Source organism: Yersinia sp. IP36721 (assembly GCF_003634395.1).
In the GTDB taxonomy this organism is placed as follows: Bacteria; Pseudomonadota; Gammaproteobacteria; order Enterobacterales; family Enterobacteriaceae; genus Yersinia; species Yersinia entomophaga.
In genome coordinates this window covers 42622-69381 of sequence record NZ_QCZL01000016.1, presented here as the reverse complement: position 1 = coordinate 69381, position 26760 = coordinate 42622, and the positions used below count along the sequence as shown (strand labels likewise).

The following is a 26760-nucleotide window of genomic DNA, read 5'->3' as shown; positions in this document are numbered from 1 at the left end:
TATGCGACTCTTCATTGGCAGTTAAGCTGTCACTCTAATGTTAACGAGTGGATACAATGACCGAATATCAGATTGAGTCTGCTAAAAAGCAACATCTGCCGTTTTTGGCAAGTATTGAGCAACAGGCAGCCGAACTTTTCCCTGCACACTTGTTGCCTGATGATCTAAAAACAGAAACGCTGCCGCTGATTGAATTAGTGACAGCGCAGCGAGAAAAACGCCTGTGGATAGCGAAAGACAGAAGCGGGACTCCCGTGGGTTTCGCTTTAGTGTACTGGGTGGATCAGAGGGCTTTACTGGGGGAAATTGATGTTGTACCCCAGCACGGTGGACAAGGTATTGGCAGCCAATTATTGGCGGCAGTCATTGATCGTCTGCGAGATCGCGGCGCTACCGCGCTGTATCTGACGACCTTTAGCCGTTTTGCTCAAAGCGTTGCGCTCTATACCAAATTCGGTTTTATTCGCCTGAATTCACGTAATACGCCGCCTTGGCTGACGAAAATACTGACGGAGGAGGTCGCGAGCGGCATGGCTGACCGGGTGGCAATGATGCGCCCTATCCCCTGAATCAGGGTCATTTTTTGAACCTAACAGCGTTCACTCTCGCGAGATAACAGTCAAATATGTGGGGCAGTAACGGGGAGTTATCCGAGCAGAGGATGATTTAGCGCCCTAATTGTCGGATTAAAACAATAAAAAAAGGTGTCGATCGCTCAACACCCTTCTCTATATTATTATATTGGCAACGGCTGGCTAACTGGCCTACCGTTTCAGCAACGCTATTCAGTTACAATAGTCTGAATCTGCGCTGGCCCGGTATCATACCAACCCCAGCCTGGCCCCCACCCAGGATGACCGCGGAAGCCCCAAGGCCCCATTGGCGCTGGTGGCATCATCACCTGCTGGGCAATATTCCAGCGCTTATAACCGGTGGCGTTAATTACCACGAAGTTATAGGGCGTCATACCAATTTTGCCCGCCTCGCTGCCGACAATTGGCCCGACGACCGTCACCAGATGACCACGGAAATCTACCGGATCGAGGAAACCATCCACATAGGCAATCACTCGCCCTTGAGACGGTTCACCGAGAATAGGTCTGGCGCCTGAATCCAACGGCACGCTGGCAATCTCCAGACGAGTGCGTTGTTTTTCGTTAACCACATTGACGACCGTGCCGCCAAAACGCGCCTCCTGACCGGCAAAAACCTGCGGCGCATTACGTACCGCATTAAGGTTTTGCTGTGGCGTAGCCGTGGTGCCTTTTATGGCATCGGGAATGGTTACGCAACCAGTCAAGAGTAAGGCACTCAGTCCTACTAGCCCGAAAAGCCATTTACGCCTTAATTCACTGGGTGTCATCGCCGTTATCTCCTTAATTAATCTTAAACTTTAAGACCATAAATTCAGAGACAAGTTGCCATATTTTATCGTCCAGGTAACTTTTTCCAGGTCACTTCATTACGCAGGTAAACCGGTTCAGCCTGTTCAACCGGTAAGGCCGCACCGTTGTTCCACAGTTGGATCGCCAGAGGCAGCATATCCTCCGCCTGCGGCAACAACATTTGCCCATCAGTCAGTATAGCCGCATGACTCGCGACCAGATCGGGATAAGTCTGCCAACCGGTGCCAACAAAGGCCCAATTGCCACTTAAATCCTGCGTCATCTCTTGTACTTGCGCCGGAGTCAGTACCGCTTCGGTTTCTTCGCCCAGCCAGCTACCGTCAGTCTGGCGTTCAAACTGTCCCCAATACACTTCGCCCATACGTGCATCAATTGCAGCTAATACGCGAGTTGCGCCGATCAGACGAAATGCACCCTGCGCCATGGTTTGCAACGTGGAAACGCCAATCATCGGCAAATTGGCACCCAACGCCAATCCTTGCCCGATGCCGATGCCAATACGCACACCGGTAAAACTGCCCGGCCCGCGCCCAAAGGCCAGCGCGTCCAACTGAGTTAACGTCAGGTGGGATTCGGTTAAAACTTGCTGCACCAGCGGAAGAATTCGCTGAGTGTGTTCTCTGGCACAAAGTTCAAAATGGGCGTGGATCGCGCCGTCGTTCCAGAGTGCAACAGAACAGGCTTCTGTTGCGGTATCGATCGCTAAAATTCGCGTGGACATGCCAACCTCGGCAGGAAAAATAATCTATATTCAACACAGGGCGCGCATAATAGCACACCCCACAAGGCTTTACCCTCACTCCTGCCGTTTCAGGAAAACGATAGCTTTGGTCAAATCACGGGTACGTGGCGTGGGCGGCAGACTATTGAGGAATACCGCACCGTAAGGCCGCATCACCAGACGGTTATCGCAAATCACCAGCACCCCGCGATCGTCAATATCCCGAATCAAACGCCCAACGCCCTGTTTCAGGGTAATCACCGCATCGGGTAACTGCACGTCGTTGAACGGATCGCCGCCGCGCAATCGGCAGTCTTCAATCCGCGCTTTCAATAGCGGATCGTCCGGTGAAGTAAAGGGCAATTTGTCAATAATCACGCAGGAAAGCGCATCGCCGCGTACGTCTACCCCTTCCCAGAAACTGCTGGTTGCAACCAGTAACGCATTACCGGCAGCGACGAACTGAGCCAGTAACTGGCCTTTACTGGTTTCACCCTGCACCAGCACCGGTAACGTCATGCTGGCGCGAAACTCCTCCGCCAGACTGCGCATCATCTGATGAGAAGTACAAAGGAAAAAGCAGCGTCCCTGATTAGCATCAATCATCGGTTTGAGCATTTGTGCCAGTTTACGTGCCCCGCCCGGCTCATTGGCATTGGGCAAATTTCGTGGTACACACAGCAATGCCTGATTGGCGTAGTCAAACGGGCTGGGAAGCAGCAGGGTTTTGGCATCGGTTAAACCGAGACGTTGAGTAAAATGCCCTAGCTGATCGTTCACCGATAAAGTGGCCGAAGTGAAAATCCAGGTACCGGCTTTTTCTTCTATTAACTCGCGGAAACGATCGGAAACCGACAGCGGCGTGAGAGCCAGCACGAAATGGCGCGCATTACATTCATACCAATAGCTATAACCCGGCGTAGTCACTTCTTTCAAACGTTTCAACCGGTTGCGATATAGCGTGGCTCGCTCGAAGGCCGCATCCAGCATAGCGGAGCGCCCAAGCGACAGCTTCATTACGTCATAGCACAGCTCTAAAGCATCGTCTAACAGCAGCAAAGCCCGCTGGATCGCCGGTTGCTGGAGTACGTCTCGCAGATTGCCACGGAATCCGGGATCGCCAAGCACCAATCGGAAATCCTGCGCACTTTGGCTTAGCCGGTCGGCGCTTTTCTGTAGCTGTACCGAATCTCGCACCTCAGTGCGATAAGCGATGGTGATATCCTTAGCTAAGTCCATAAGCTGGCGGCTAGTGAGCTGCTGGCCGAAATACTGGCTGGCGATATCAGGAATCTGATGGGCTTCATCGAAAATCATTACGTCAGCGCTGGGGATCAGCTCGGCAAAGCCGCTTTCTTTCACCACCATATCCGCCAAAAACAAGTGATGGTTAACGACCACCACATCCGCATCCATCGCGCGGCGGCGCGCCTTCACCACAAAACAGTCCTGATAAGCCGGGCAATCGCTGCCCAGACAGTTATCATTAGTACTTGTGACTAACGGCCAGACGAAACTGTCTTCCGCCACATCGCCGCAGGTGCTGATATCACCGTCTACGGTTTGTGACGACCAGCCGCGCAAATGGACTAAATCCACCAGCGTTTCTCCCGCCAGCTCACCGCCTGCCAGAGTTTGCTGTTCCAAACGTTCCAGACACAAATAGTTGGAGCGTCCTTTTAGCAACGCCAGTTTGCCTTTATATTTCAACGCCGTGGCGACCGTAGGCAGATCGCGGGAATACAGCTGATCCTGTAAGGCCTTAGAACCGGTAGAGATAATGACTTTGCAGTCTGCACGCAGCGCCGGTGCCAAATAGGCATAGGTTTTACCGGTACCGGTGCCTGCTTCCACCACCAATTGTTGTTTGGTGGTAATGACTTCGCCGATCGCCTGCGCCATCTGACGCTGTGATTCTCGCGGGTTAAAACCGGTTATCGCCTGCGCTAAAGCGCCGTCTATTGCAAAATCGTCTGTCACACTTTCTCTCTGCCGAATCAAATCAGCGCTGATTATGCCAAGCATGAGGCTGAGGCACCACACACATTATCGCGATCACTTATGTTACCCTGATAGAGGTAGCAGATAACGATATTCACACAAAGGAGTGAAAATGAGCATTGAACGAATTAACCCGGAAAAACGCTGGTCAGATGCGGTGGTGTATAACGACACTATTTATTACACCGGCGTACCGGAAAATCTGGATGCTGATATTACCGCGCAAACGGCCAATACGCTGGCCGCTATTGATATGCTGCTGAATCATCTGGGTTCGAGCAAGAGCAAAATCCTCGATGCGACAATTTTTCTGGCCGACGCTGCAGACTTTGCCGGTATGAACGCCGCCTGGGATGCTTGGGTCGTTGACGGCAGCGCACCGGTACGCTGCACCGTTCAGGCTAAGTTGATGAATCCGCAGTATAAAGTCGAAATTAAAATTATCGCCGCACGTTAAATCGTACAAAGGGTAGCCCGCATGCACCGGCTACCCTTTTGTTTTTATATGGTTTCTCTGTGACTTTTCTGTAGTTTGTTACTGAGTCAGTGCGATCCCCGGTGTTACGCCAGTTTAATCATCACCATACCGGCCAGCAGCAGAATCAGACCAATCCAGCCTTTATAATTCAATCGCTGGTTAAACAGAATCCAACCGGCCGCGACGGTAGCGGCAATACCAAAACCGCCCCATAACGCGTAAGCCACCGAAAGATCGATACCTTTTACCGCCTGCGCTAAAGCGCTGAACGCACCAAGTACCGACAGCAGGGAGAAAATCCCTAACCAAACCCGACGGAAGCCGTCTGACATTTTCAACAAAATATTGGCAAGAATTTCTAAAATCACCGCCAGAATCAAAAAGCCAATGTGGTAAAACTCAAGCTGTTGCATGATCCCCACCTGACTTAACCGCTAATGTCGGCTGGCCAGTGACTTTGGCTTTCAGCGCTCCGGGGAGCTTGATGCCACCGCCCTGACCCGGTTTTTTCGGCTTACGGGTGCCGGATTTAACCAGCATAATCCCGCCCACCAAGGTCACCAGACCGGCGATTTTCAACGGAGACAGCGTTTCGCCAAACCACAGCACACTGAACAGAGTAATAATGAGAATCCCGATCCCTTCCCACAGCGCGTAAGCCACGCCCAATGCCACTTTCTTAATCGCCATCGCCAATAAGATGTAAGAACCGGTGATCATCACATACATCACCAAATGGCCGGTTAATTCGCCGCTGACGCTGGCGTATTTCATTGAAAGGGTACCAATAATTTCTGCAACGATAGCTAAGCCTAAAAAAATCCAATAAATCATAAAATCTCTCCTAACACGCGAAAACGCACGCTAAGGTCTATTTGTTACGGTTATCCTCATGCACAAGCTGAAATCACAGATTGCAGACGTGCGTAGGCCGTAAGAAATAGATACTCACTTGGCGTATAAAAATGCTATGCCCGGATTATGCGGAGTTAAATGCCGCGCCGGTTAAGGGAGAGTGACGCTAAAGCTCGCTGCACCAGTGATGTTCACTGGCTAGAATGGCAGACAGGAAGAGTTGGCAGGTAGAAGTTTTGAGAGTAATTCCGTTAGTTTTAATCATAATGTTTTCTCTTTTTTAGCCGCACATATTTCGTGAAACCGAGTGCGATTTGCCTCAAATCCTCATCAAATTAGAATAATTAACTGAGCTATTTGTACCATAGGCAAAAATAGAAAGCAAACCGCCAATTTGAAAAAATTAGAGAAAAAAAAGTTTAGAAAAGAGCACTTTAGTTATTTCAAAAATACAAAACCCCCAGAACCTGGGGGTTTTCAATTCTAGAGAAAAGCAGAAATTATCTCGCCGGTTCAGGGGCTTAGACAGCTTATGCCGCTGCGCCTTCTACCGCCTGTTTCGCCAGCTCGGTTATCCGATTGTAATCCCCTTTCTCCAGCGCATCGGCCGGAACCAACCAGGAGCCGCCGATACATAAAACACTCTTCAGCGCTAAATAATCACGGTAATTATTTGGCGTGATACCGCCTGTTGGGCAGAAGCGAACCTGAGAGAACGGGCCGCCGATAGCCTGTAGCGCCTTCACGCCACCGTTGGCTTCCGCCGGGAAGAATTTGAACTCTTTCAGGCCGTAACTCATGCCTAGCATCAATTCAGAAACGGTGCTAATGCCTGGAATCAATGGAATCGTGCCTGCGGTGGCCGCCTGCAACAGATCGGCGGTTAAGCCAGGGCTAATAGCAAACTGGGCGCCCGCTTCGGTCACGGCTGCCAATTGCTCAGGATTCAGCACGGTACCGGCACCAATAATCGCTTCTGGTACTTCCTGTGCAATGGCGCGAATCGCGTCAACTGCGCACGGGGTACGCAAAGTCACTTCCAGCACGCGTACGCCACCGGCAACCAGCGCTTTAGCCAAAGGCACCGCCTGTTCGAGTTTATTGATGACGATTACCGGGACCACCGGACCTGCGGTCATAATCTGTTCTGCGCTCGTTTTCCAGCTTTTCATCGGTCGTTATCTCCACTTATGCCGTCTGACATAGGATTGATGCCTTTTCATTCAGGGCTATGTTGGTTGCCTTCTAGGCATCGGTTAAAAGATGGCACTCAGCCGAAGACCCACGGAAAGTGACCCGCCTCTTCTATACTGCCTGCCATGAAACAAAATCAGAACTAAGCCTTTGAATGGCTCTTATAATCGCGCAGGTGCTCCGTCCGTGAGTTCATCCAGGCATTCCCTGATGGATGCACTACCCCGCCGGTCAGCGGCCGGCTGTGTCTGCGGCACCGGGGTAGTGAGGTTACTGATGGTTATGCTGTTAAACGATTACTCGAATTCGTTCCATGAACGACCATCGCGAGTGATCATGGCAACTGAGGCTACAGGTCCCCAGGTACCGGATTGGTAAGGCTTCGGCGCTTCATTATCCGCCGCCCAGGCTTCCATGATGGAGTCAACCCATTTCCAAGCTTCTTCCACTTCATCACGACGCACAAACAGGGCCTGAATGCCGCGCATGGTTTCCAGCAACAAACGTTCATAGGCATCAGCGATATGCTCTTCGTTGAAAGTCTCGGAGAAACTCAAGTCCAGCTTAGTCGTTTGCAAGCGGTGCTTATGATCCAGACCCGGCACTTTATTCAGCACCTGAATCTCAATGCCTTCGTCCGGCTGTAAACGAATGGTCAGCTTGTTCTGCGGCAACTGTTGGTAAGACTCGCGGAACAGATTCAGCGCAGGGTTTTTAAAGTACACCACCACTTCCGAACATTTGGTCGGCAAACGTTTCCCGGTACGCAGGTAGAACGGCACGCCGGCCCAACGCCAGTCATCAATATCCACGCGGATAGACACAAAGGTTTCGGTATTACTACTCTTATTCGCCCCTTCCTCTTCCAGATAGCCCGGTACTTTGTGACCCTGAACGAAACCGGCGGTGTACTGACCGCGAACCGTGGTTTCACGCACGTTGGTCTGATCGATACGGCGCAGTGAACGCAGCACTTTCACTTTTTCATCGCGAATACGGTCGGTGGTCAAATCTGCCGGTGGCGACATGGCGATCATGGTCAGGATTTGCAGCAAATGGTTTTGAATCATATCTCGCATCTGGCCAGCCTGATCGAAGTAGCCCCAACGGCCCTCGATACCCACTTCTTCCGCAACGGTAATCTGCACGTGATCGATAGTGCGGTTATCCCAGTTGGAAGCAAACAGTGAGTTGGCAAAACGCAGCGCCAACAGGTTCAGAACCGTTTCTTTACCTAAATAGTGGTCGATACGGTAAACCTGACACTCGTTAAAGTATTCAGCAACCTGATCGTTGATCACCCGTGAGGAAGCCAAATCGGTTCCTAACGGTTTTTCCATCACTACGCGCGCCGGTTCGTTATTCAGCTTGGCTTCGCCCAAACCTTTGCAGATGGCACCGAAAGTACTAGGCGGCATGGCAAAGTAGTTAATGGTAGTGCGGTTTTTTTGATCGAGCATTTTGCCCAATTTAGCAAAGTGCTTGCTGTCGTTGACATCCAGATTACAGAAATCCAGCCGGCTGCTGAGCTTCTGCCAAAGTTCGTCATCCAGCTTTTCTTTCATAAAGGTGTCGAGGGCTTCCTTCACCACGCCGATATACGCGTCTTTATCCCAGTCAGCCCGACCCACACCGATAATACGTGTATCAGGATGGATATGACCCGCTTTCTCTAGCTGGTAAAGGGAAGGCAGCAGCTTTCGGCGTGCCAGGTCACCTTTAGCGCCGAAAATAACCAGGTCGCATGCCTGGGCTGTATTAGTTACCGCCATGTATTTCTCCTCGTTGCAGGATATTTGTAATTTTCTTACATCTATAATGTACTCTCTTTGACTATAGCCAGTAAACCCGGATAAAAAGGCAATAAAAACGGTTATAAAACATCCTATCAGGCGCTAAGCCCCGTCAAATAAGGCGGCGTAAGATAAAAATGTAATTTTATGACTTTTTTGATCGTCTTTTACCATTCTGAAAATTAGACACAGGTCATATTCTGATGAAAAAGGGCTGCTTCCTCATCAATGCCTCTGCCAACGGGTCCCGGCTCGTAGTATATTTCCATTAAACCGGCATAGATTTCTCCTTTGAATGAAATCGACAAAACCCATGGGTGACTCTCGTTATATGAATACGCTGGAAAAGATCCAAAATAATCTGGACCTCCTGAGCAAATCTGAAAGGAAAGTCGCCGAGGTGATCCTTGCCTCCCCACAAACTGCCATTCACTCTAGTATCGCCACGCTGGCGAAAATGGCCAACGTTAGCGAACCAACGGTTAATCGTTTCTGTCGCCGTCTGGATACCAAAGGCTTCCCTGATTTTAAACTGCATTTAGCCCAAAGTCTGGCAAATGGCACACCTTATGTGAACCGTAACGTCGAAGAAAATGATAGTGTTGCTGCATATACAGGCAAGATTTTCGAATCGACGATGGCCAGTCTGGATATGGTGAAAACCAATCTGGATATTGCAGCGATAAATCGGGCGGTGGACTTACTGACTCAGGCCAAGAAAATTTCCTTCTTTGGCCTGGGCGCATCCGCCGCCGTCGCCCATGATGCAATGAATAAATTTTTCCGCTTCAATATCCCGGTTATTTATTTCGATGATATCGTTATGCAACGCATGAGTTGTATGAACTCCGGGGAAGGTGACGTTGTGGTGCTGATTTCCCACACTGGCCGCACCAAGAATCTGGTAGAAATGGCCCGTCTGGCACGCGAGAACGATGCGACCGTTATTGCCATTACCTCGCGAGACACGCCGCTGGCACACGAAGCAACGCTGTCATTGCTGCTGGACGTTCCGGAAGATACCGATGTTTATATGCCGATGGTGTCACGAATTGCTCAACTGACACTGATTGATGTACTGGCAACCGGATTTACTTTACGCCGCGGCGATAAATTCAGGGATAACTTGAAGCGGGTCAAAGAAGCGTTGAAAGAATCGCGCTTTGATAAGGGCGCGTCTTTACAGGGCCTGATTGAATAAACGCCCGACGCTAAAAATATCGCTTAGAGCTGATTTATTTCAGTTTTGCGCCGATAACCTATTACACAGCTATCGTTTCTACATTCGCATGCGGTTAATTTGGATGACACAATTTCAGAGTAAAACTCGTCACTCAGTGACATTTTGCCCTAGGGTTAATTATCCGCAGTTTTAACAACACCAATGCTTCACCAGTCAACGGAGTAATGCATGTCCAGACGGCTCAGAAGGACCAAGATTGTTACCACACTGGGGCCGGCTACCGACCGCGATAATAACCTGGAAAAGGTTATTGCTGCGGGTGCAAACGTAGTCCGCCTGAATTTTTCCCATGGCACCGCTGAAGACCACATGTTACGCGCTAATAAAGTGCGCGAAATCGCCGCGCGTTTGGGGCGTCACGTGGCAATTCTTGGCGATTTGCAAGGGCCAAAAATCCGTGTATCCACCTTCAAGGAAGGCAAAGTCTTCCTGAATATTGGCGATAAGTTCCTGTTAGACGCCAACCTGGGTAAAGGCGAAGGCGACAAAGATAAAGTTGGTATCGATTACAAAGGCTTACCTGCGGACGTGGTGCCGGGCGATATTCTGTTGCTCGACGACGGCCGCGTTCAGCTCAAAGTGCTGGAGGTTCAGGGCATGAAAGTGTTCACCGAAGTCACCGTCGGCGGCCCTCTTTCCAACAATAAAGGCATCAACAAACTGGGCGGTGGTTTATCCGCTGAAGCGCTGACCGAGAAAGACAAAGCTGATATCGTGACTGCCGCAAAAATTGGCGTCGATTATCTGGCCGTCTCCTTCCCGCGTACTGGCGAAGACTTGCATTATGCCCGCCGTTTGGCGCGGGATGCTGGCTGTAACGCGAAAATTGTCTCCAAAGTCGAACGTGCCGAAGCCGTAGCCACTGACGAAGCCATGGATGACATCATCCTCGCCTCTGACGTGGTTATGGTCGCCCGTGGCGATTTGGGCGTAGAAATTGGCGATCCAGAGCTGGTCGGTATCCAGAAAAAACTGATCCGTCGTGCCCGTCAGTTGAATCGTGCGGTCATTACCGCCACGCAGATGATGGAATCGATGATCACCAACCCAATGCCAACCCGCGCCGAAGTTATGGACGTAGCGAACGCCGTGTTGGATGGGACCGATGCGGTGATGCTGTCAGCAGAAACGGCGGCGGGTCAGTATCCGGCTGAAACCGTAGCCGCGATGGCGCGAGTCTGTTTGGGTGCAGAGAAAATCCCAAGCATTAACGTTTCCAAGCACCGTTTAGATGTGCAATTCGATAACGTCGAAGAAGCCATCGCGATGTCCACGATGTACGCGGCTAACCACCTTAAAGGTATCACGGCGATCATTGCCATGACCGAATCTGGCCGTACTGCCTTGATGATGTCGCGTATCAGCTCGGGTTTACCGATCTTTGCCATGTCTCGTCATGAACATACGCTGAACCTGACCGCGATCTATCGCGGCGTCACGCCGGTTTATTGCGCCAACCACACCGATGGCGTAGTGGCTGCCAATGAAGCGGTTAACTGCCTGCGCGATAAAGGCTTCCTGGTTTCTGGCGATCTGGTTATCGTCACTCAGGGCGATGTGATGGGTACCATAGGTACGACTAACACCAGCCGTATTATTCGCGTGGAATAATTATTCTGCGCCAATAAAAAAGCCAGTCCGCGTTAAGTTGACTGGCTTTTTCTTTATCTGCATTTTATTTCACTTTTCACTACTGAACGCGCGGCCCGCTCACGCCGGATTACAGATCTTTGCGTACGTAAGGCTCGATTTCACCTTCTTTACGGGTTTTCAGCAGTTTCAAAATCCAAGTGTACTGCTCTAAGTTAGGGCTAACCAAAGCCTCTACTTCTTCGTTCATGCGACGAGCAATATAAGCGTCATCCGCATCCGCTAAATCATCCATTGGTGGACGAATATAAATATCCAAACGATGTTCACGGTAATTATAAACAGGGAACATCGGCACAATGGCCGCACGGCACACTTTCATCAAACGCCCTACCGCAGGCAGCGTGGCCTTATAGGTCGAGAAGAAGTCAACGAACTCGCTCTGCTCTGCGCCGTAATCTTCATCCGGCAGATAATAGCCCCAATACCCCTGACGCACCGAGCTGATAAAAGGCTTAATGCCGCTTTCGCGCGCATGAATGCGGCCACCGAAACGCAGGCGAGCGCTGTTCCACAGATAATCTACCAGCGGGTTGCGCTGATGATGGAACATTCCGGCGACCGGTTTCCCCTGCCCGGCCAATAACATGGCGGGAATATCGATAGACCACGCGTGGGGCACCAGCAGAATAACGTTGCGCCCTTGCTGCTGGAGTTCATCTAAAACAGATTCACCATGCCAATGAACACGGGACAACACGTGCTTAGGATCGCGGAAACACAGTTCGGCCATCAGCATCATCGGCTGCGGCGCAGTGGCAAACATCTCATCGATAATTTGCTCACGTTCCGTCTCACTGATATCCGGCAAACAATAGAGAAGGTTTATCCGCGCGCGCCGACGAGCGCCTTTGGCGAATTTACCGGCCAAACGGCCTACACTGGCTAAAAAAGGATCGCGAATTCTTGCCGGTAAATAAGCCAGCGCTGCCATCACGCCAATGCCCAGCCATACGCCCCAAAAACGCGGATGAAGGAATGATTTTTGGAATACCGGAATAAAACCCGCGCTGTCGTTCTTCTCTTTTTGCATCAGGAAACTCTTCGAATAGGCCAATCAGCTAATCATAATTGCGAAGATAGAGAATGCAATTGTCCATCTGACTGTAAAAACTGATATCAGGCTAAAAAACCTGACCTGTTGATCACCAACGTGGCCGTTACAATGAATATCACCATAACGACCACATTAGATTTTATTTATTCCGCTCAAGAATTCCTGAGTGGAATTACCGGTTAGTCGAGCTGCAACTGCGGGATCACTTCTTTCGCAATAGCCAGATAATCGCTGCGTTCTTTACCGCTCAATCCTTCGGAACGAGGCAGTTTAGCCGTCAACGGGTTAACCGCCTGCTGGTTGATCCAGAATTCATAGTGCAAATGCGGCCCGGTGGAACGACCGGTATTTCCAGACAGTGCGATACGATCGCCCCGTTTTACTTTCTGACCCGGTTTAACCAGCAGCTTTTTCAAATGCATATAACGCGTGGTGTACTGGCGACCGTGACGAATGGCCACATAGTTGCCCGCCGCGCCGCTGCGTTTCGCAATCACTACTTCGCCATCGCCCACCGCCAGTACCGGAGTACCGACCGGCATAGCAAAATCGACGCCTTTGTGCGGCGCAACACGCCCGGTAACCGGGTTAATACGACGTGGATTAAAGTTGGAAGACACGCGGAACTGCTTCATGGTTGGAAAACGCATAAAGCCACGGGCCAGACCGGAACCCTGACGATCATAGAACTTGCCGTCTTCGGCGCGAATAGCATAGTAATCTTTGCCGCCGGAGCGCATACGCACGCCGACCAATTGGCTTTGCTCACTGCGCCCGTCGAGCACTTCCCGCGACATCAGCACGGCGAACTGATCGCCTTTACGCAATTTACTGAAATCTAACTGCCACTGTAAGGCTTTAGTCACAGCGCGAATTTCCGAGTTGTTCAATCCGGCTTTCTTGGCGCTGTTAACGAAACTGCCGTCCAGACGACCGGTCATTACGCTGTTACGCCACTCACCTTTTTGCAACTCTTTAGTTTCTTTAAAGGTATTGCCAACGCGATCGTAAGTACGCGTCTCACGGCGAGACACTTCCCAGGTCAGGCGTTGTAAATCGCCGGAATCGTTCACCGTCCAGGAAATTTGCTGCCCGATCTTCAGATTACGCAGGTCGCGGTTTTGCGAAGCCAGTAACGCCACATCGGACATCTCGATGCCGTACTGAGTCAGAATATTGCCAAGGGTATCGCCGGTGGAAACCACATATTCATGAACGCCACTTTCATTAACATCTTTAGCGTCCAGCTCGTCCTGAGGAATCTCATCGTCCGGACTCGGTTGGTCTAGCGGCTCACTGGCTTCGGGAGCCAAAATGTTCGCCTGGCTGGTATCAAGAATAACGCTCTTCGCGATGGGATCGTGTTCTGGGTGATAAACAAATGGCCGCCAAACGGCAACGGCCAAGGTCATTACGGTCAACGACCCCAACATCACTCGATGGGGCCGCGGTAAGTTGTTATACGCCAGAGCGATAGTTCGGACTATCTGCTGCACTTATGAGTATCCTTATAAGTCTTACTTCAGGCAGCTCTCGTATTGGTCAGACAACTGAGACAGAAACTCTGTGTAGCTGTCTTTGCCCAATGCGATGCCGCTACCCAATGGATCCAGCGTGCCTGAACGCACCTGAGTTCCCTTGGCAACGGCATTAATGACGGCCGGCCTGAATTGTGGCTCAGCAAAAACGCATACCGCCTTTTGCTCAACCAACTGTGTTCGAATTTGAAGTAAACGCTGTGCGCCGGGCTGTATTTCGGGGTTGACTGTAAAGTGACCCAATGGGGCCAAGCCAAAGTGTTTTTCAAAGTAGCCATAGGCATCATGAAAAACAAAATATCCCTTACCCTGCACAGGCTTCAGCATATTAGCAATTTTTTTGTCACTTTGCGCTAGTTGATCCTCGAATCGGCGCAGGTTTGCATCTAGTTTGTCCCGATTTTGTGGCATAAGTTCCAATAATCGGTCGTGAATAGCAATTGCCGTCAACTTAGCGATCTCTGGCGAAAGCCAAACATGCATGTTGTACTTACCGTGGTGATGTCCAGGTTCATCATTATTCGCTGCATGATCATCATGATGCGTGTCATGCTCACCTTCATGTTCATCATGCTCGTCGCCTTTCATTAAAAGCGCTGCAACCTGAGTCAATTGAGAAACAGCAATCTGTTTGCTGGCAGGGACTTGCGTCAATGGCTTTATCAGAAAGGCCTCCATTTCCGGTCCCACCCAAATTACCAGCTCAGCCTGACGTAAACGCTGGACATCGGACAGACGAAGGGCATAATCGTGTGGCGAAGCGCCGTCGGGCAGTAAAACCTCCGTTGGCAGCACGCCGTCAGCGATAGAAGCCGCAATAAATCCCAACGGACGGATGGAGGTGACTACCGCTGCTGATGCGCTATGTACCACACCTGCCATCAAAACGGCGCTGGCTAATAGGGTTCTTCGTAGCCATTGGTTTTTTTGTAACATAACGTTATTTCTCTTGAACATGGTAAGTTAACTCGTCCTTTCCGCTGGAAAAGCGGAATATTATAACATTCACTTAATTCTGCAAACGTAATCATCATGTCCACATTGGTAAGTCTGAACAAAATATCCGTTACCTTCGGGAATCGGCGGGTACTCGCTGATATTTCCCTCTCATTACAGCCGGGAAGAATCCTCACTTTGCTTGGGCCAAACGGCGCGGGAAAATCGACGCTGGTTCGTGTGGTGCTGGGATTGATCGCCCCTACCGGCGGTTCCGTGGTTCGGGAGCCTGGATTACGTATTGGCTATGTGCCACAAAAATTACATCTGGACGCCACTCTACCGCTGACGGTGAGCCGTTTTATGCGCCTTAAGCCCGGCGTGAAGCAAGCGGATATTTTACCGGCGCTGAAACGCGTCCATGCTGCCCATTTATTAGAACAGCCCATGCAGAAACTGTCCGGAGGGGAAAATCAGCGGGTACTGCTAGCCAGAGCCTTGTTGAATAAGCCGCAGTTGCTGGTGCTTGATGAACCGACACAAGGTGTCGATGTCAACGGGCAGCTGGCACTGTACGATCTGATTGAACAACTGCGTACCGAATTGGGCTGCGGCGTACTGATGGTGTCCCACGATCTGCATCTGGTTATGGCGAAAACCGACGAAGTATTATGCCTTAATCAACATATTTGCTGTTCCGGAGCGCCAGAAGTGGTTTCTACCCATCCAGAATTCATCGCCATGTTTGGCAACCGCGGTGCCGAAAAACTGGCCGTTTACCGTCATCACCATAATCATCGTCACGATTTGCATGGCAAAATTATTCTAAAAAACCCAGGGAGCCGTGACGCATGATCGAATTACTCTTACCCGGCTGGTTAGCGGGTGTCCTGCTGGCCTGCGCCGCTGGCCCGCTGGGGTCGTTTGTGGTCTGGCGTCGAATGTCTTATTTCGGCGATACTTTGGCTCACGCCTCGCTGCTCGGCGTGGCATTTGGCCTGCTGCTGAATGTGAACCCGTTTTACGCGGTGATCGCCATGACGCTGATATTGGCTCTGGTTCTCGTGTGGCTCGAACGTCGCCCGCAGTTGGCCGTCGATACCTTACTGGGCATCATGGCGCACAGCGCATTGTCGCTCGGTCTAGTCGTCGTCAGCCTAATGTCAAATGTGCGGGTCGACCTGATGGCCTATCTGTTTGGCGACCTGCTTTCAGTTACCCTCAATGATATCTGGATGATTGCCATCGGCGTCGCCGTGGTATTGCTGGTGCTACGCTGGCAGTGGCGGCCGCTGTTATCGATGACCATTAGCCCGGAGCTGGCACACGTTGACGGGGTTAACCTACAGCGGGTCAAAATGCTGTTGATGCTAATTACCGCGTTGACCATTGGTTTATCAATGAAATTTGTTGGCGCACTGATCATCACGTCATTGCTCATCATTCCCGCCGCCGCCGCCCGTCGTTTTGCCCGAACGCCGGAGCAAATGGCCGGGGTCGCCGTGGTGATTGGCATTCTCGCTGTAACCGGCGGCCTGACCTTCTCTGCGCTGTACGATACGCCAGCTGGCCCATCCGTGGTGCTCTGCGCCGCAATGATGTTTGTGCTAAGCCTGTCGCAAAAACCCAGAGGATAAAGCTCTGCGGAGGGAGCAAGTTCGCAGCTCCCTCCGTGCGTTGATTTGGACTTCTGACCTCTTATACTTTTCCTCTTACCTCCTGCTTTATACTTCCTGTTTCTTATTTCGCCTGCTTATTTATCCCGCATTTTGCTGATATTCACCTTTCCCTCCCAAATAGCCTTTGGGCGCAACCGCTTACGCCGTTGTTATTTCAGTTATATTTTTTTGAATTTGATAACATTCTGTACGAAATAAACATGTCGGATACAAAAACCACTCAGTAAGTTTTAATTAGTGTGATCAGCCACAAACATAATATTCACCCAGTGTAATACTCTGCCGTCGTTGCTTTTTGAGAAAACATTTTCACTATTCTATTCGGCTTTCTTTATCGCGCCGGGACGGATTTGTGCGCGCCCTACCCACTCATAACTATTATTCAGAGGCAAACCATCATGGATAAACCCACACCAACCGGTTTATTACAGCAGCCCAAACCCTTCTTTATGATCTTCTTTGTCGAACTGTGGGAAAGGTTTGGCTACTACGGCGTGCAGGGCATTCTCGCGGTTTTCTTTGTTAAACAGCTGGGCTTCTCACAAGAACAGGCATTTGTGACTTTCGGGGCTTTTGCCGCTTTGGTTTATGGCCTGATTTCCATCGGTGGCTACGTCGGCGATCATTTACTGGGAACCAAGCGCACCATGGTGCTGGGTGCAGTGGTGCTGGCCATTGGTTATTTCGCTACCGGTTTATCCTTGTACCGGCCTAATCTGATTTTTATCGCCCTAGGGATTATTGCTGTTGGGAATGGTTTGTTTAAAGCTAATCCAGCTAGCTTATTATCCAAGTGCTACCCGCCAAAAGATCCTCGCTTGGACGGTGCTTTTACCCTGTTTTATATGTCAATTAACGTAGGTTCGTTGCTTTCTCTGTCGTTAGCCCCAATTATCGCCGAACGCTATGGTTACACTGTCACTTACTATCTGTGCGGTATCGGTCTGATCTTTGCTCTGCTGGTTTATTTCTGCTGCCGTCATATGGTTCGCCATATAGGATCCGAGCCGGACGCCCAGCCGCTAAACTGGAAAAACCTGTTTCTGGTGCTGGCCGGTACGGTCATTATGGTATTTGTTTGTGCCTGGCTGATGAATCACGTCATGATCGCCAATCTGGTGTTAATCGTGCTGTCATTAGTGGTGGTTTTTATTTTCTTCAAAGAAGCATTCAAGCAGGATACATTGGGGCGCAATAAGATGTTTGTTGCCTTCATTTTGATGTTGGAAGCTATTGTTTTCTACGTGCTGTACGCGCAGATGCCAACCTCGCTAAATTTCTTCGCAATTAATAACGTTCATCACGAAATACTGGGTTTTGCCATTAATCCAGTCAGCTTCCAGGCACTCAATCCGTTTTGGGTGGTCGTTGCCAGCCCTATTCTCGCCAGCCTCTACACTCGTTTTGGTAGTAAAGGACGAGATTTGACTATGCCAGCCAAATTCACTTTGGGCATGTTCTTATGCTCGCTGGGATTTTTGACCGCTGCGGCAGCCGGTATGTGGTTTGCCGATGCCCAGGGCCTGACATCACCTTGGTTTATCGTTCTGGTTTATCTATTCCAGAGTCTCGGGGAATTAATGATTAGCGCCTTGGGTCTGGCGATGGTAGCAGCGTTAGTGCCTCAGTATTTGATGGGCTTTATTCTGGGGATGTGGTTCCTGACACAGGCAGCATCCTTCCTGATTGGGGGCTACGTTGCGACCTTCACCGCGACGCCGGAAGGCATTACCGACCCATTGGAAACCTTGCCTATCTATACCGATGTGTTCGGTAAGATCGGTTTGACTACGCTGGGGATTGCAGTCGTGATGGGGCTGATGATTCCATGGTTGAACCGAATGGTGAATACGCCAGTAGCCGAGAAAGCCACGGTTTAAAACCTAATTCAGGCACAGTCATTCGGCGGAGTTGTCTCATTCAGGCAGACTCCGCCGCTTACAACATTACTCTTCTCGATCGATACCAAAATGCTTGTAGGCATGATGCGTGGCAATACGCCCACGCGGAGTGCGTTGGATAAAACCTTGCTGAATCAGATAGGGTTCCAGCACGTCTTCGATGGTTTCACGCTCCTCCCCGATAGCCGCCGCCAGATTATCTAACCCTACCGGGCCACCCATAAACTTATCAATCACTGCCAGCAATAGCTTACGGTCCATGTAATCAAAGCCTTCCGCATCCACATTCAGCATATCCAAGGCTTTCATCGCCACATCACCATTAATGGCACCGTCGGCTTTCACTTCGGCGAAGTCCCGAACCCGTCGTAGCAGGCGATTGGTAATCCGCGGCGTGCCCCGTGATCGACGCGCCAGCTGATGAGCACCTTCCGGCGTTAATTCCAATCCCAGGCATTGGGCGCTACGGCTGACAATATGCTCCAGATCCGCAACCTGATAAAACTCCAGCCGCTGCACAATCCCAAAGCGATCCCGCAACGGTGAAGTCAGAGATCCGGCACGCGTCGTGGCACCAATCAAAGTAAAGGGCGGCAAATCCAGCTTGATAGAACGCGCCGCTGGCCCCTCACCGATCATTATGTCCAACTGATAATCTTCCATCGCCGGGTAAAGAATCTCTTCGACTACCGGAGATAGGCGATGAATTTCATCAATAAACAGTACGTCATGAGGCTCAAGGTTGGTCAGCATCGCCGCCAGATCGCCAGCTTTTTCCAGTACCGGGCCGGAAGTGGTACGCAGATTCACGCCCATCTCGTTAGCCACAATATTAGCCAGCGTAGTTTTACCCAGACCCGGAGGGCCAAATATCAGCAAATGATCCAGCGCATCACCGCGCTGTTTCGCCGCCTGAATAAAGATTTCCATCTGCTCGCGGACATGGGGTTGCCCGACATATTCGCTTAATAGCTTGGGGCGAATCGCTCGGTCAATGATCTCTTCTTCACTGATAACGCCAGCCGAAATCAGGCGGTCTGCTTCAATCATCCTCTACCTCTTGCTGTCACTACTATAAGGCTGCGCGCAACGCGTCACGAATTAGTGTTTCACAGTCTGCGCCGGGCTTGGCAATTTTGCTGACCAAACGGCTGGCTTCCTGGGGTTTGTATCCCAACGCCACCAGCGCTGAAACGGCCTCTGCCTCCGTGTCTGCCGCAGAAACCTGCGCCGAGGTGGTAGGCAACGGGATCTCACCGGTGTTATTAAACAGATCGCCGTTCAAGCCTTTGAAGCGGTCTTTCATTTCCACCACTAAACGCTCGGCGGTTTTCTTTCCTACGCCCGGCAGTTTTACCAACGTAGTGATATCTTCACGTTCAACGGCACCGACAAACTGCTGCGCCGACATACCGGACAGAATCGCCAGCGCCAGCTTTGGCCCAACGCCGTTGACCTTAATCAGTTCACGGAATAACGCACGTTCCTGTTTATCATTGAAACCATAGAGTAACTGCGCGTCTTCCCGCACGATAAACTGAGTAAAGATAATGGCTTCCTGCCCGATCTCCGGCAGTTCATAAAAACAGGTCATTGGCAGTTGGATTTCATAGCCAACGCCGTTGGTCTCTAGCAGCACCAGCGGCGGCTGCTTTTCCAGAATGATACCTCTGATGCGCCCTATCACCTTGACTGTCTCCTTGCCCGGCAGGTTTATCGATGAATATATTTTATAGCTGTTTATAACATAAAAAAGGCTGGATGGATATCCAGCCTTCAGCGATTAACCCGGCTTTATCGGGTCTTTGCGCGCCGTTGCACAAAATTAACGCAAACGGCCACGTGCCATGACCAATTGGTTATTACCCAATCGCACCGTATTCTGGCTGAGATGGCAGTGGGTAATCGCAATCGCCAAGGCATCGGCGGCATCGGCCTGCGGATTAGCCGGTAACTTCAGTAATGAACGCACCATATGTTGTACCTGGCTTTTCTCTGCCGCGCCGGTGCCAACAACCGTTTGTTTCACCTGTCTTGCCGCGTACTCAGACACCGGCAGATCCAGATTGACCGCCGCGACGATGGCCGCGCCTCTTGCCTGCCCTAGCTTCAACGCCGAATCAGCGTTTTTTGCCATAAACACCTGTTCAATAGCAAAAAAGTCCGGGTGAAACTGAGTAATGATTTCAGTCACACCGGCGTAAATCAATTTCAACCGGGTCGGTAAATCGTCCACCACGGTTCGGATACAACCACTGCCCAGGTAGGTCAGTTGGCGCCCTTCCTGGCGGATAACGCCATAACCGGTGACACGAGAACCGGGATCGATACCTAATACGATCGCCATACCAGTTTTCACCTTGTCCGTTATCGTTGGGAACCACACCCACCTAAAAATAGGCCGTGCCCAATAATGAGCACGGCGACTTTACTGCTTTAACGCTGTTGCCGCGATGACTTACATGAAATCACGCTGATTGCCGCTCATTACAGCGTAGCAGCGACTTCGTCGGAGATCTCACCGTTATGGTAAACCTCTTGCACGTCGTCAGAATCTTCCAGCATATCGATCAAACGCAGCAGTTTTGGCGCAGTCTCTGCATCCAAATCGGCTTTAGTTGATGGGATCAGCGACACTTCCGCCGATTCAGCCACCAGACCAGCCGCATCCAGCGCGTCTTTTACCTGACCCAGAGATTCCCACGCAGTGAACACGTCAATAGCACCATCGTCATACACGGTCACATCATCGGCACCGGCTTCCAGCGCCGCGTCCATCACGGTATCTTCATCCAGACCTGGGGCGTAAGAAATCACGCCTTTTTTGGTGAACAGGTAAGAAACGGAACCATCAGTGCCCAGGTTGCCACCGGTTTTGGTAAAGGCGTGGCGAACTTCAGATACGGTACGGTTACGGTTGTCACTTAGGCATTCAACCATTACCGCGGTGCCGCCCGGACCATAACCTTCATAAATGATGGTTTCCATGTTGTTATCTTCGTCACCGCCCACGCCGCGTGCGATAGCCCGGTTTAGGGTGTCGCGCGTCATGTTATTGGACAATGCCTTATCGATAGCCGCACGTAAACGTGGGTTAGCAGCCGGATCGCCACCGCCTAATTTGGCAGCCGTAACCAGTTCACGGATAATTTTGGTGAAAATCTTACCGCGTTTGGCATCCTGCGCCGCTTTGCGGTGTTTAGTGTTGGCCCACTTACTATGACCTGCCATAAGAATCTCCGAAAATAGCCTAATTAGACCTAATAAATAACAAACTCTTCAATCGCTTGCTTATTACTCCAGGACTTAGTCAATGCCGCCGCTTCCGGCGAGTTAAGCCACTGGTACGCATGATGTTCGGTAAGTTTGACATCACGCTCTTCGGGTAACGCCAGACAGAACCAGTGTTCTTTATTATGCGTAGTACCCGGTGCATAGCGAGGACGGAAATGCGCGAAGAGTTCAAACTCCACGCAGCGCTGACAGTCGAGCAGCGTCAGGTTTTCACCTGTGATATCAATGCCCACTTCTTCCTTTACTTCACGCTGCGCGGCAGACAATGGGGATTCCCCCTCCTCCAGACTGCCGGTAACCGACTGCCAGAATTCAGGGTCATCACGCCGCTGTAACATCAGCACCCGACCCGTAGATTGGGCATAGATCAGCGCCAAAATTGACTCGGGGCGTTTGTATTTCATTACTCTTTCTCTTCTGCCGGAGTATCGGCTGCGGTTTTCTTCGCTACGACGCTGATCGATAGCTCTTGCAAAGAGGCCGGGTTGGCAAAACTCGGCGCGTCGGTCATCAGACAGGCCGCGGCGGTAGTTTTAGGGAACGCAATCACGTCGCGGATGTTATCAGTACCGGTCAGCAGCATCACCAGACGATCCAGACCAAAGGCCAAACCGGCGTGCGGTGGAGTACCGAATTTCAACGCATCCAGCAAGAAGCCGAACTTCTCACGCTGTTCGTGTTCATTGATGCCCAGAATGCCAAAGACCTGCTGCTGCATTTCGGTGCGGTGGATACGCACGGAACCGCCGCCGACTTCATAACCGTTAATCACCATATCGTAGGCGTTAGCGATAGCAGAAGTCGGGTTCGCTGCCAGCGCTTCTGGCGTCATGTCCTTCGGCGCGGTGAACGGGTGATGCATCGCCGTCAGACCGCCTTCGCTATCGTCTTCAAACATGGGGAAATCAACCACCCACAGCGGCTCCCAGCTATCCAGCTTAGTCAGTTCCAGATCGCGGCCCAGCTTCAGACGCAGTGCGCCCATAGCATCGGTGACGATTTTGAAGCTGTCTGCGCCGAAGAACAGAATATCGCCGCTTTCAGCCTGAGTGCGAGCCAGAATGGCCTCCAACACTTCCGGACTAAGGAATTTGGCAATCGGGCTTTGCACCCCTTCCATACCGGCAGCACGGTCATTGACTTTCAACCACGCCAGACCTTTTGCGCCGTAGATACCGACAAACTGGCCGTATTCGTCGATCTGTTTACGAGTCAGTTGCGCGCCACCAGGTACACGAATAGCAGCAACGCGGCCTTTCGCATCGTTCGCCGGGCCGGAGAACACTTTGAATTCAACGTCTTTCACTAAGTCGGCAACGTCCACCAGCTCCAACGGGTTACGCAGATCCGGTTTATCTGAACCGAAGCGGCGCATGGCTTCCGCAAAAGTCATGATCGGGAAATCACCCAGATCAACGCCTTTGGTGGTTTGCCACAGCTGACGAATCATTTTTTCCATGATTTCACGCACTTGATCGGCGCTCATAAAGGAAGTTTCCACATCGATCTGGGTAAATTCTGGCTGGCGATCGGCGCGCAAATCTTCGTCACGGAAACATTTTACGATCTGATAGTAACGGTCGAAGCCAGACATCATCAGCAACTGTTTGAACAGCTGAGGAGACTGCGGCAACGCGTAAAATTTGCCTTTATGTACCCGGCTTGGTACCAGATAATCACGCGCACCTTCCGGCGTCGCCTTGGTCAGCATCGGGGTTTCGATATCAAGGAAACCGTGATCGTCCATAAAGCGGCGCACAAAGCTGGTGATTTTAGCGCGGGTTTTCAGGCGGTCGGCCATTTCTGGACGACGCAGATCCAAATAGCGATATTTCAAACGCTGTTCTTCGCTGTTGATCTGGTTGGAGTCCAGCGGCAATGGCTCAGAACGGTTGATAATATTCAGTGAGTTGGCAAAGATTTCCACTTCACCGGTAGACATATCTTTATTGATCTGACTTTCCGGACGCGCACGCACAGTACCGGTAATCTGAATGCAGAACTCATTGCGCAGCTCAGAAGCCTGCTCAAAGGCCGCTTTATGGTCAGGATCGAAGAACACCTGAACGATGCCGTCACGGTCACGCATATCAATAAAAATCAGGCCACCCAGGTCACGGCGACGATTGACCCAACCACAAAGTGTGACGCTTTGTCCCACGTGGGACAGATTCAACTGCCCGCAATACTCAGTACGCATACAATGTCCTTTTACTCAGCCGATGCCGCGCCCGTCGAGTGTTCTGAACTGTTCGCGCGGCTATTATTCTGGTGAACCCTTACTCTGGTGAACCCTGTTTTTTGGCACCCGGTTTGAAATCAGTGGCGTACCAACCGGTGCCTTTCAGCTGAAAACCGGCAGCAGATATCTGTTTCGATAACGCAGGCTTCCCACACGCCGGACAGTCTGTCAGTGGCGCATCAGAAAATTTTTGTAGTTTCTCTAATCGATGTTGGCACGCGCTACACGCATATTCATAAATTGGCATAGGTATTTTGGATTAAAGAGTGTTGAAAAAAGGGGGTCATTATAAAGGAAATTCATGGCATAGATAAGAGCGAACGCACAGGTCAGGGACGACAAAGTCACTCTCTGCGGTGATTTAACACATCATTTAACAAAATTCTCCCCGTGATAAGACTGTTCGGCAACATTTGTTGGCATAAACTCGGAGGCACCAGAGGCCATAAACCTCATTTAGCCCATGTCTGTTCGAGGCCAAAGATGATGAAAATTGAAGCAAAAACCAGCGCACTGGTGCTGATCGACCTGCAACAGGGAATTCTCCCTTACGCCGGCGGCCCGTACAGTGCCGAACAAGTTGTCAATCATGGTGCACACCTAGCCGAACAGTTTCGTCAATTAGGCGCTCCGGTGTTTTGGGTGCGCGTGGGCTGGTCGGGAGATTTTGCCGACGTATTGCATCCTCCGGTCGATCGCCCAAACCCGGCTGGCCGTTTACCTGCCAACTGGTGGGATTTCCCGCCGCAGTTGAAGGTTCGCGATAGCGATATTCTGGTGACTAAACGCCAATGGGGGGCTTTTTACGGCACTGAACTGGATCTGCAACTGCGCCGGCGCGGGATAAAAACCATCGTGTTGGGCGGGATTGCGACAAATCTCGGCGTTGAATCTACCGCCCGCTCCGCCTGGGAACACGGCTACGAGCTGGTGATCGCCGAAGACGCCTGTAGCGCTCCGGACACCGAGCAGCATCAGGCCAGCTTCCACCACATCTTCCCGCGTATTTCTCGCGTCCGTAGCAGCAATGAAATTATTGCCGCGCTAACCGCCTGACGTTAAGGTAAGGGTACCTTTTAGCGGCTTCGTTTGTGAGCTGAGCCGCGTTGTTTCTTTCTTTCGCAGCGGCTGACTTATGTATATTGGATTACCTCAATGGCAACATTCGGCATGGAGCCGGTTAGGTTTGCAGGATCTGGCGGATTACAGCCGCTATTTCAACTGCGTGGAAGGCAACACCACTTTTTATGCGCTGCCGAAACCGGAAATTGTGCTGCGCTGGCGGGATATGACACCGGAAAGCTTTCGGTTCTGCTTCAAATTCCCCGCCACTATCAGCCATCAGGCGGCACTCAGTCAGTGCGAGCAGGAATTATTAACCTTTTATCAGACGTTGGAACCGCTCAATCAGCGTATCGGCCAACTGTGGCTGCAATTGCCCGCCGCCTTTGGGCCGCGTGAATTGCCGCGGCTGTTTCACTTTCTCGACCGATTACCCCGTGACTTTAACTATGGTGTGGAGGTTCGGCATCCGGCTTTTTTTGCCAAAGGCGGGGAGGAACTGGCGCTCAATCAAGGTTTGCACCAACGGCAAGTTAACCGGGTTATTCTCGATAGCCGTCCGATCCACAGCGCCGCACCCAATACCGCCGCGGTGCGGGACGCGCAAAGTAAAAAACCCAAACTGCCGGTACATGCCGTGGTTACCGGTCATCAACCTCTGGTGCGGTTTATCGGCGGCGATAGGCTGGATGAAAATCTGAAACTTTTCGCCCCCTGGCTGCAAAAACTGCCGGTATGGGAGCATCAGCACCAGCCTTATCTGTTTATTCATACGCCGGATAATGGCGATTCACCGCAGCAAGCGCAAAAAATCTGGCAACGGCTAGCGGCGTTAATACCTTCTTTACCTCCCGCGCCGGATTGGCCAGAGCAAAACACATTGTTTTAGCAGAAAATTCCCTTGTCCAATCCCGGCAGTTTGTCATGATTTGCATCAAAATGAAGGGCGGCGAGAAGTCGCACATTTAAAAGAGTAGAAACGCCAGAAATCGGTGAAAAATGAGAACTGACGCTCATTTCGACAAAATGCAAGGCTGAATGGTGGCAGGTATTTATTTCTACTCTATAAACAACAGCGATCATAGATAGTAGACTTTCGATTTTTCTAGCGACAGTGACGACGTTGACGGTTATCATTATTCAGCCAGTTATGGTTGGGCTATGGAGTTAAAAATGGTTAGCTCGCTTTATGTTGTGTTGGGCGCACTATTACTAATTAAGCTTTCATTTGATGTGGTGAGATTAAGAAACCAGTACCGGGTAGCCTATGGCGACGGTGGGTTTTATGAGTTGCAAACGGCCATACGGGTACACGGCAATGCCGTAGAATATATTCCGATCGCCGTGGTATTGCTGGTTATGATGGAAATGAACGGCGCAGAGACCTGGATGATTCATCTGTGTGGATTAATGCTGATTGTCGGTCGTTTATTACACTATTACGGGTTACGTCACCGGGAAATTCGCTGGCGACGTTCAGGGATGAGTGCAACTTATGTTTCATTGATACTAATGATAATCGCTAATATCTACTATTTACCGTGGGAACAGATTTTTAGCTTAACTTAATCCCCGGTTTCACTGTTTATGCGTTCTTTTATCGGAACCACAGTTAGTTCGGGCGGTTTATCACCGCCTTCATGTTCCAGCTTTCTCACCGTAGCTTATCCGGTTTTCCCCTTCCCGTGTTACCCCGCCTCTTTCCCTCCC

The 26760-nt window shown here is 50.9% G+C and carries 27 protein-coding genes; 10 read left to right on the top strand and 17 right to left on the bottom strand.

Going from position 1 to position 26760, the window contains the following annotated elements; translation table 11 throughout:
* Positions 1-56 precede the first annotated feature (56 nt).
* Complete coding sequence (locus DBA33_RS13860; protein ID WP_064513503.1) at positions 57-569, top strand: GNAT family N-acetyltransferase; 513 nt, start codon at positions 57-59, stop codon at positions 567-569.
* A gap of 212 nt (positions 570-781) precedes the next feature.
* Here DBA33_RS13860 and DBA33_RS13855 read toward each other — a convergent pair whose 3' ends face one another.
* The 3 genes from DBA33_RS13855 to DBA33_RS13845 all read right to left on the bottom strand — a co-directional run bounded on the left by DBA33_RS13855 (position 782) and on the right by DBA33_RS13845 (position 4107).
* Positions 782-1381 carry a Slp family lipoprotein gene (locus DBA33_RS13855; RefSeq protein WP_275482607.1) on the bottom strand — a complete coding sequence of 200 codons (600 nt, stop codon included), beginning with the start codon at positions 1379-1381 and terminating at the stop codon, positions 782-784.
* Positions 1382-1428: 47 nt separating this feature from the next.
* On the bottom strand, positions 1429-2127 hold the full coding sequence (tsaB, locus tag DBA33_RS13850; RefSeq protein WP_064513499.1) for a tRNA (adenosine(37)-N6)-threonylcarbamoyltransferase complex dimerization subunit type 1 TsaB: 699 nt from the start codon (positions 2125-2127) through the stop codon (positions 1429-1431).
* 75 nt (positions 2128-2202) lie between these two features.
* A complete protein-coding gene (locus DBA33_RS13845) occupies positions 2203-4107 on the bottom strand; it encodes an ATP-dependent DNA helicase (protein ID WP_120806663.1) in 1905 nt (634 codons plus the stop codon).
* A 133-nt stretch (positions 4108-4240) separates the two neighbouring features.
* Here DBA33_RS13845 and DBA33_RS13840 point away from each other — a divergent pair, with 133 nt between their 5' ends.
* Complete coding sequence (locus tag DBA33_RS13840) at positions 4241-4585, top strand: RidA family protein (RefSeq protein ID WP_064513497.1); 345 nt, start codon at positions 4241-4243, stop codon at positions 4583-4585.
* A 104-nt stretch (positions 4586-4689) separates the two neighbouring features.
* Here the strand turns inward: DBA33_RS13840 and mdtI are convergent, their stop codons facing one another.
* The 4 genes from mdtI to zwf all read right to left on the bottom strand — a co-directional run bounded on the left by mdtI (position 4690) and on the right by zwf (position 8427).
* Positions 4690-5019, bottom strand: coding sequence for a multidrug/spermidine efflux SMR transporter subunit MdtI (mdtI, locus tag DBA33_RS13835; RefSeq protein WP_064513495.1), 330 nt, complete (start codon positions 5017-5019; stop codon positions 4690-4692).
* Entirely contained in the window at positions 5006-5440 is a 435-nt protein-coding gene (mdtJ, locus tag DBA33_RS13830) for a multidrug/spermidine efflux SMR transporter subunit MdtJ (RefSeq protein WP_064513493.1), read from the bottom strand. Before mdtJ ends, mdtI begins: the two co-directional genes overlap by 14 nt.
* Positions 5441-5991: 551 nt before the next feature.
* On the bottom strand, positions 5992-6633 hold the full coding sequence (locus DBA33_RS13825) for a bifunctional 4-hydroxy-2-oxoglutarate aldolase/2-dehydro-3-deoxy-phosphogluconate aldolase (RefSeq protein ID WP_064513491.1): 642 nt from the start codon (positions 6631-6633) through the stop codon (positions 5992-5994).
* Between the two features lie 318 nt (positions 6634-6951).
* Complete coding sequence (gene zwf, locus DBA33_RS13820; protein WP_064513489.1) at positions 6952-8427, bottom strand: glucose-6-phosphate dehydrogenase; 1476 nt, start codon at positions 8425-8427, stop codon at positions 6952-6954.
* Between the two features lie 316 nt (positions 8428-8743).
* Between zwf and DBA33_RS13815 the strand changes: the two genes are divergently transcribed.
* Complete coding sequence (locus DBA33_RS13815) at positions 8744-9649, top strand: MurR/RpiR family transcriptional regulator (RefSeq protein ID WP_064513486.1); 906 nt, start codon at positions 8744-8746, stop codon at positions 9647-9649.
* 210 nt (positions 9650-9859) lie between these two features.
* Positions 9860-11302, top strand: a complete 1443-nt coding sequence (gene pyk, locus DBA33_RS13810; protein ID WP_049597692.1) for a pyruvate kinase — start codon at positions 9860-9862, stop codon at positions 11300-11302.
* 109 nt (positions 11303-11411) lie between these two features.
* On the opposite strand, the gene lpxM is transcribed toward pyk, so the two are convergent.
* The 3 genes from lpxM to znuA form a co-directional block, all read right to left on the bottom strand.
* Positions 11412-12374: a lauroyl-Kdo(2)-lipid IV(A) myristoyltransferase gene (lpxM, locus tag DBA33_RS13805; RefSeq protein WP_064513484.1), complete on the bottom strand. Its 963-nt coding sequence runs from the start codon at positions 12372-12374 to the stop codon at positions 11412-11414.
* Between the two features lie 203 nt (positions 12375-12577).
* Positions 12578-13894 (bottom strand): murein DD-endopeptidase MepM, encoded by a 1317-nt coding sequence (gene mepM, locus DBA33_RS13800; RefSeq protein ID WP_064513481.1) that lies wholly within the window; start codon positions 13892-13894, stop codon positions 12578-12580.
* Between the two features lie 21 nt (positions 13895-13915).
* Complete coding sequence (gene znuA / locus DBA33_RS13795) at positions 13916-14872, bottom strand: zinc ABC transporter substrate-binding protein ZnuA (protein ID WP_064513479.1); 957 nt, start codon at positions 14870-14872, stop codon at positions 13916-13918.
* A gap of 96 nt (positions 14873-14968) precedes the next feature.
* On the opposite strand from znuA, the gene znuC reads away from it, so the two are divergent.
* The 3 genes from znuC (at position 14969) to dtpB (ending at position 18431) form a co-directional block, all read left to right on the top strand.
* Complete coding sequence (gene znuC / locus DBA33_RS13790; protein ID WP_064513477.1) at positions 14969-15727, top strand: zinc ABC transporter ATP-binding protein ZnuC; 759 nt, start codon at positions 14969-14971, stop codon at positions 15725-15727.
* On the top strand, positions 15724-16509 hold the full coding sequence (znuB, locus tag DBA33_RS13785; protein ID WP_064513475.1) for a zinc ABC transporter permease subunit ZnuB: 786 nt from the start codon (positions 15724-15726) through the stop codon (positions 16507-16509). The genes znuC and znuB overlap by 4 nt, the downstream gene beginning before the upstream one ends.
* Before the next feature lie 440 nt (positions 16510-16949).
* Positions 16950-18431 carry a dipeptide/tripeptide permease DtpB gene (dtpB, locus tag DBA33_RS13780; RefSeq protein ID WP_120806655.1) on the top strand — a complete coding sequence of 494 codons (1482 nt, stop codon included), beginning with the start codon at positions 16950-16952 and terminating at the stop codon, positions 18429-18431.
* A gap of 66 nt (positions 18432-18497) precedes the next feature.
* On the opposite strand, the gene ruvB is transcribed toward dtpB, so the two are convergent.
* The 7 genes from ruvB to DBA33_RS13745 form a co-directional block, all read right to left on the bottom strand.
* A complete protein-coding gene (ruvB, locus tag DBA33_RS13775) occupies positions 18498-19502 on the bottom strand; it encodes a Holliday junction branch migration DNA helicase RuvB (protein ID WP_064513472.1) in 1005 nt (334 codons plus the stop codon).
* Positions 19503-19524: 22 nt separating this feature from the next.
* On the bottom strand, positions 19525-20139 hold the full coding sequence (ruvA, locus tag DBA33_RS13770; RefSeq protein WP_064513470.1) for a Holliday junction branch migration protein RuvA: 615 nt from the start codon (positions 20137-20139) through the stop codon (positions 19525-19527).
* 138 nt (positions 20140-20277) lie between these two features.
* Positions 20278-20799 carry a crossover junction endodeoxyribonuclease RuvC gene (gene ruvC, locus DBA33_RS13765; RefSeq protein ID WP_049597683.1) on the bottom strand — a complete coding sequence of 174 codons (522 nt, stop codon included), beginning with the start codon at positions 20797-20799 and terminating at the stop codon, positions 20278-20280.
* 140 nt (positions 20800-20939) lie between these two features.
* The gene (locus DBA33_RS13760) at positions 20940-21683 is read right to left on the bottom strand and encodes a YebC/PmpR family DNA-binding transcriptional regulator (RefSeq protein ID WP_004719779.1); all 744 of its coding nucleotides are present in this window, start codon (positions 21681-21683) and stop codon (positions 20940-20942) included.
* A 29-nt stretch (positions 21684-21712) separates the two neighbouring features.
* Entirely contained in the window at positions 21713-22150 is a 438-nt protein-coding gene (nudB, locus tag DBA33_RS13755) for a dihydroneopterin triphosphate diphosphatase (protein ID WP_064513468.1), read from the bottom strand.
* The gene (gene aspS, locus DBA33_RS13750; protein WP_064513466.1) at positions 22150-23946 is read right to left on the bottom strand and encodes an aspartate--tRNA ligase; all 1797 of its coding nucleotides are present in this window, start codon (positions 23944-23946) and stop codon (positions 22150-22152) included. The genes nudB and aspS overlap by 1 nt, the downstream gene beginning before the upstream one ends.
* Positions 23947-24025: 79 nt before the next feature.
* A complete protein-coding gene (locus DBA33_RS13745) occupies positions 24026-24235 on the bottom strand; it encodes a zinc ribbon domain-containing protein (RefSeq protein ID WP_049597679.1) in 210 nt (69 codons plus the stop codon).
* A 239-nt stretch (positions 24236-24474) separates the two neighbouring features.
* Between DBA33_RS13745 and DBA33_RS13740 the strand changes: the two genes are divergently transcribed.
* The 3 genes from DBA33_RS13740 to DBA33_RS13730 all read left to right on the top strand — a co-directional run bounded on the left by DBA33_RS13740 (position 24475) and on the right by DBA33_RS13730 (position 26619).
* Positions 24475-25044 (top strand): hydrolase, encoded by a 570-nt coding sequence (locus DBA33_RS13740; protein ID WP_162975209.1) that lies wholly within the window; start codon positions 24475-24477, stop codon positions 25042-25044.
* A 79-nt stretch (positions 25045-25123) separates the two neighbouring features.
* On the top strand, positions 25124-25939 hold the full coding sequence (locus tag DBA33_RS13735; RefSeq protein ID WP_064513462.1) for a DUF72 domain-containing protein: 816 nt from the start codon (positions 25124-25126) through the stop codon (positions 25937-25939).
* Positions 25940-26223: 284 nt separating this feature from the next.
* Positions 26224-26619, top strand: coding sequence for an MAPEG family protein (locus tag DBA33_RS13730; protein ID WP_049597676.1), 396 nt, complete (start codon positions 26224-26226; stop codon positions 26617-26619).
* Positions 26620-26760 lie beyond the last annotated feature (141 nt).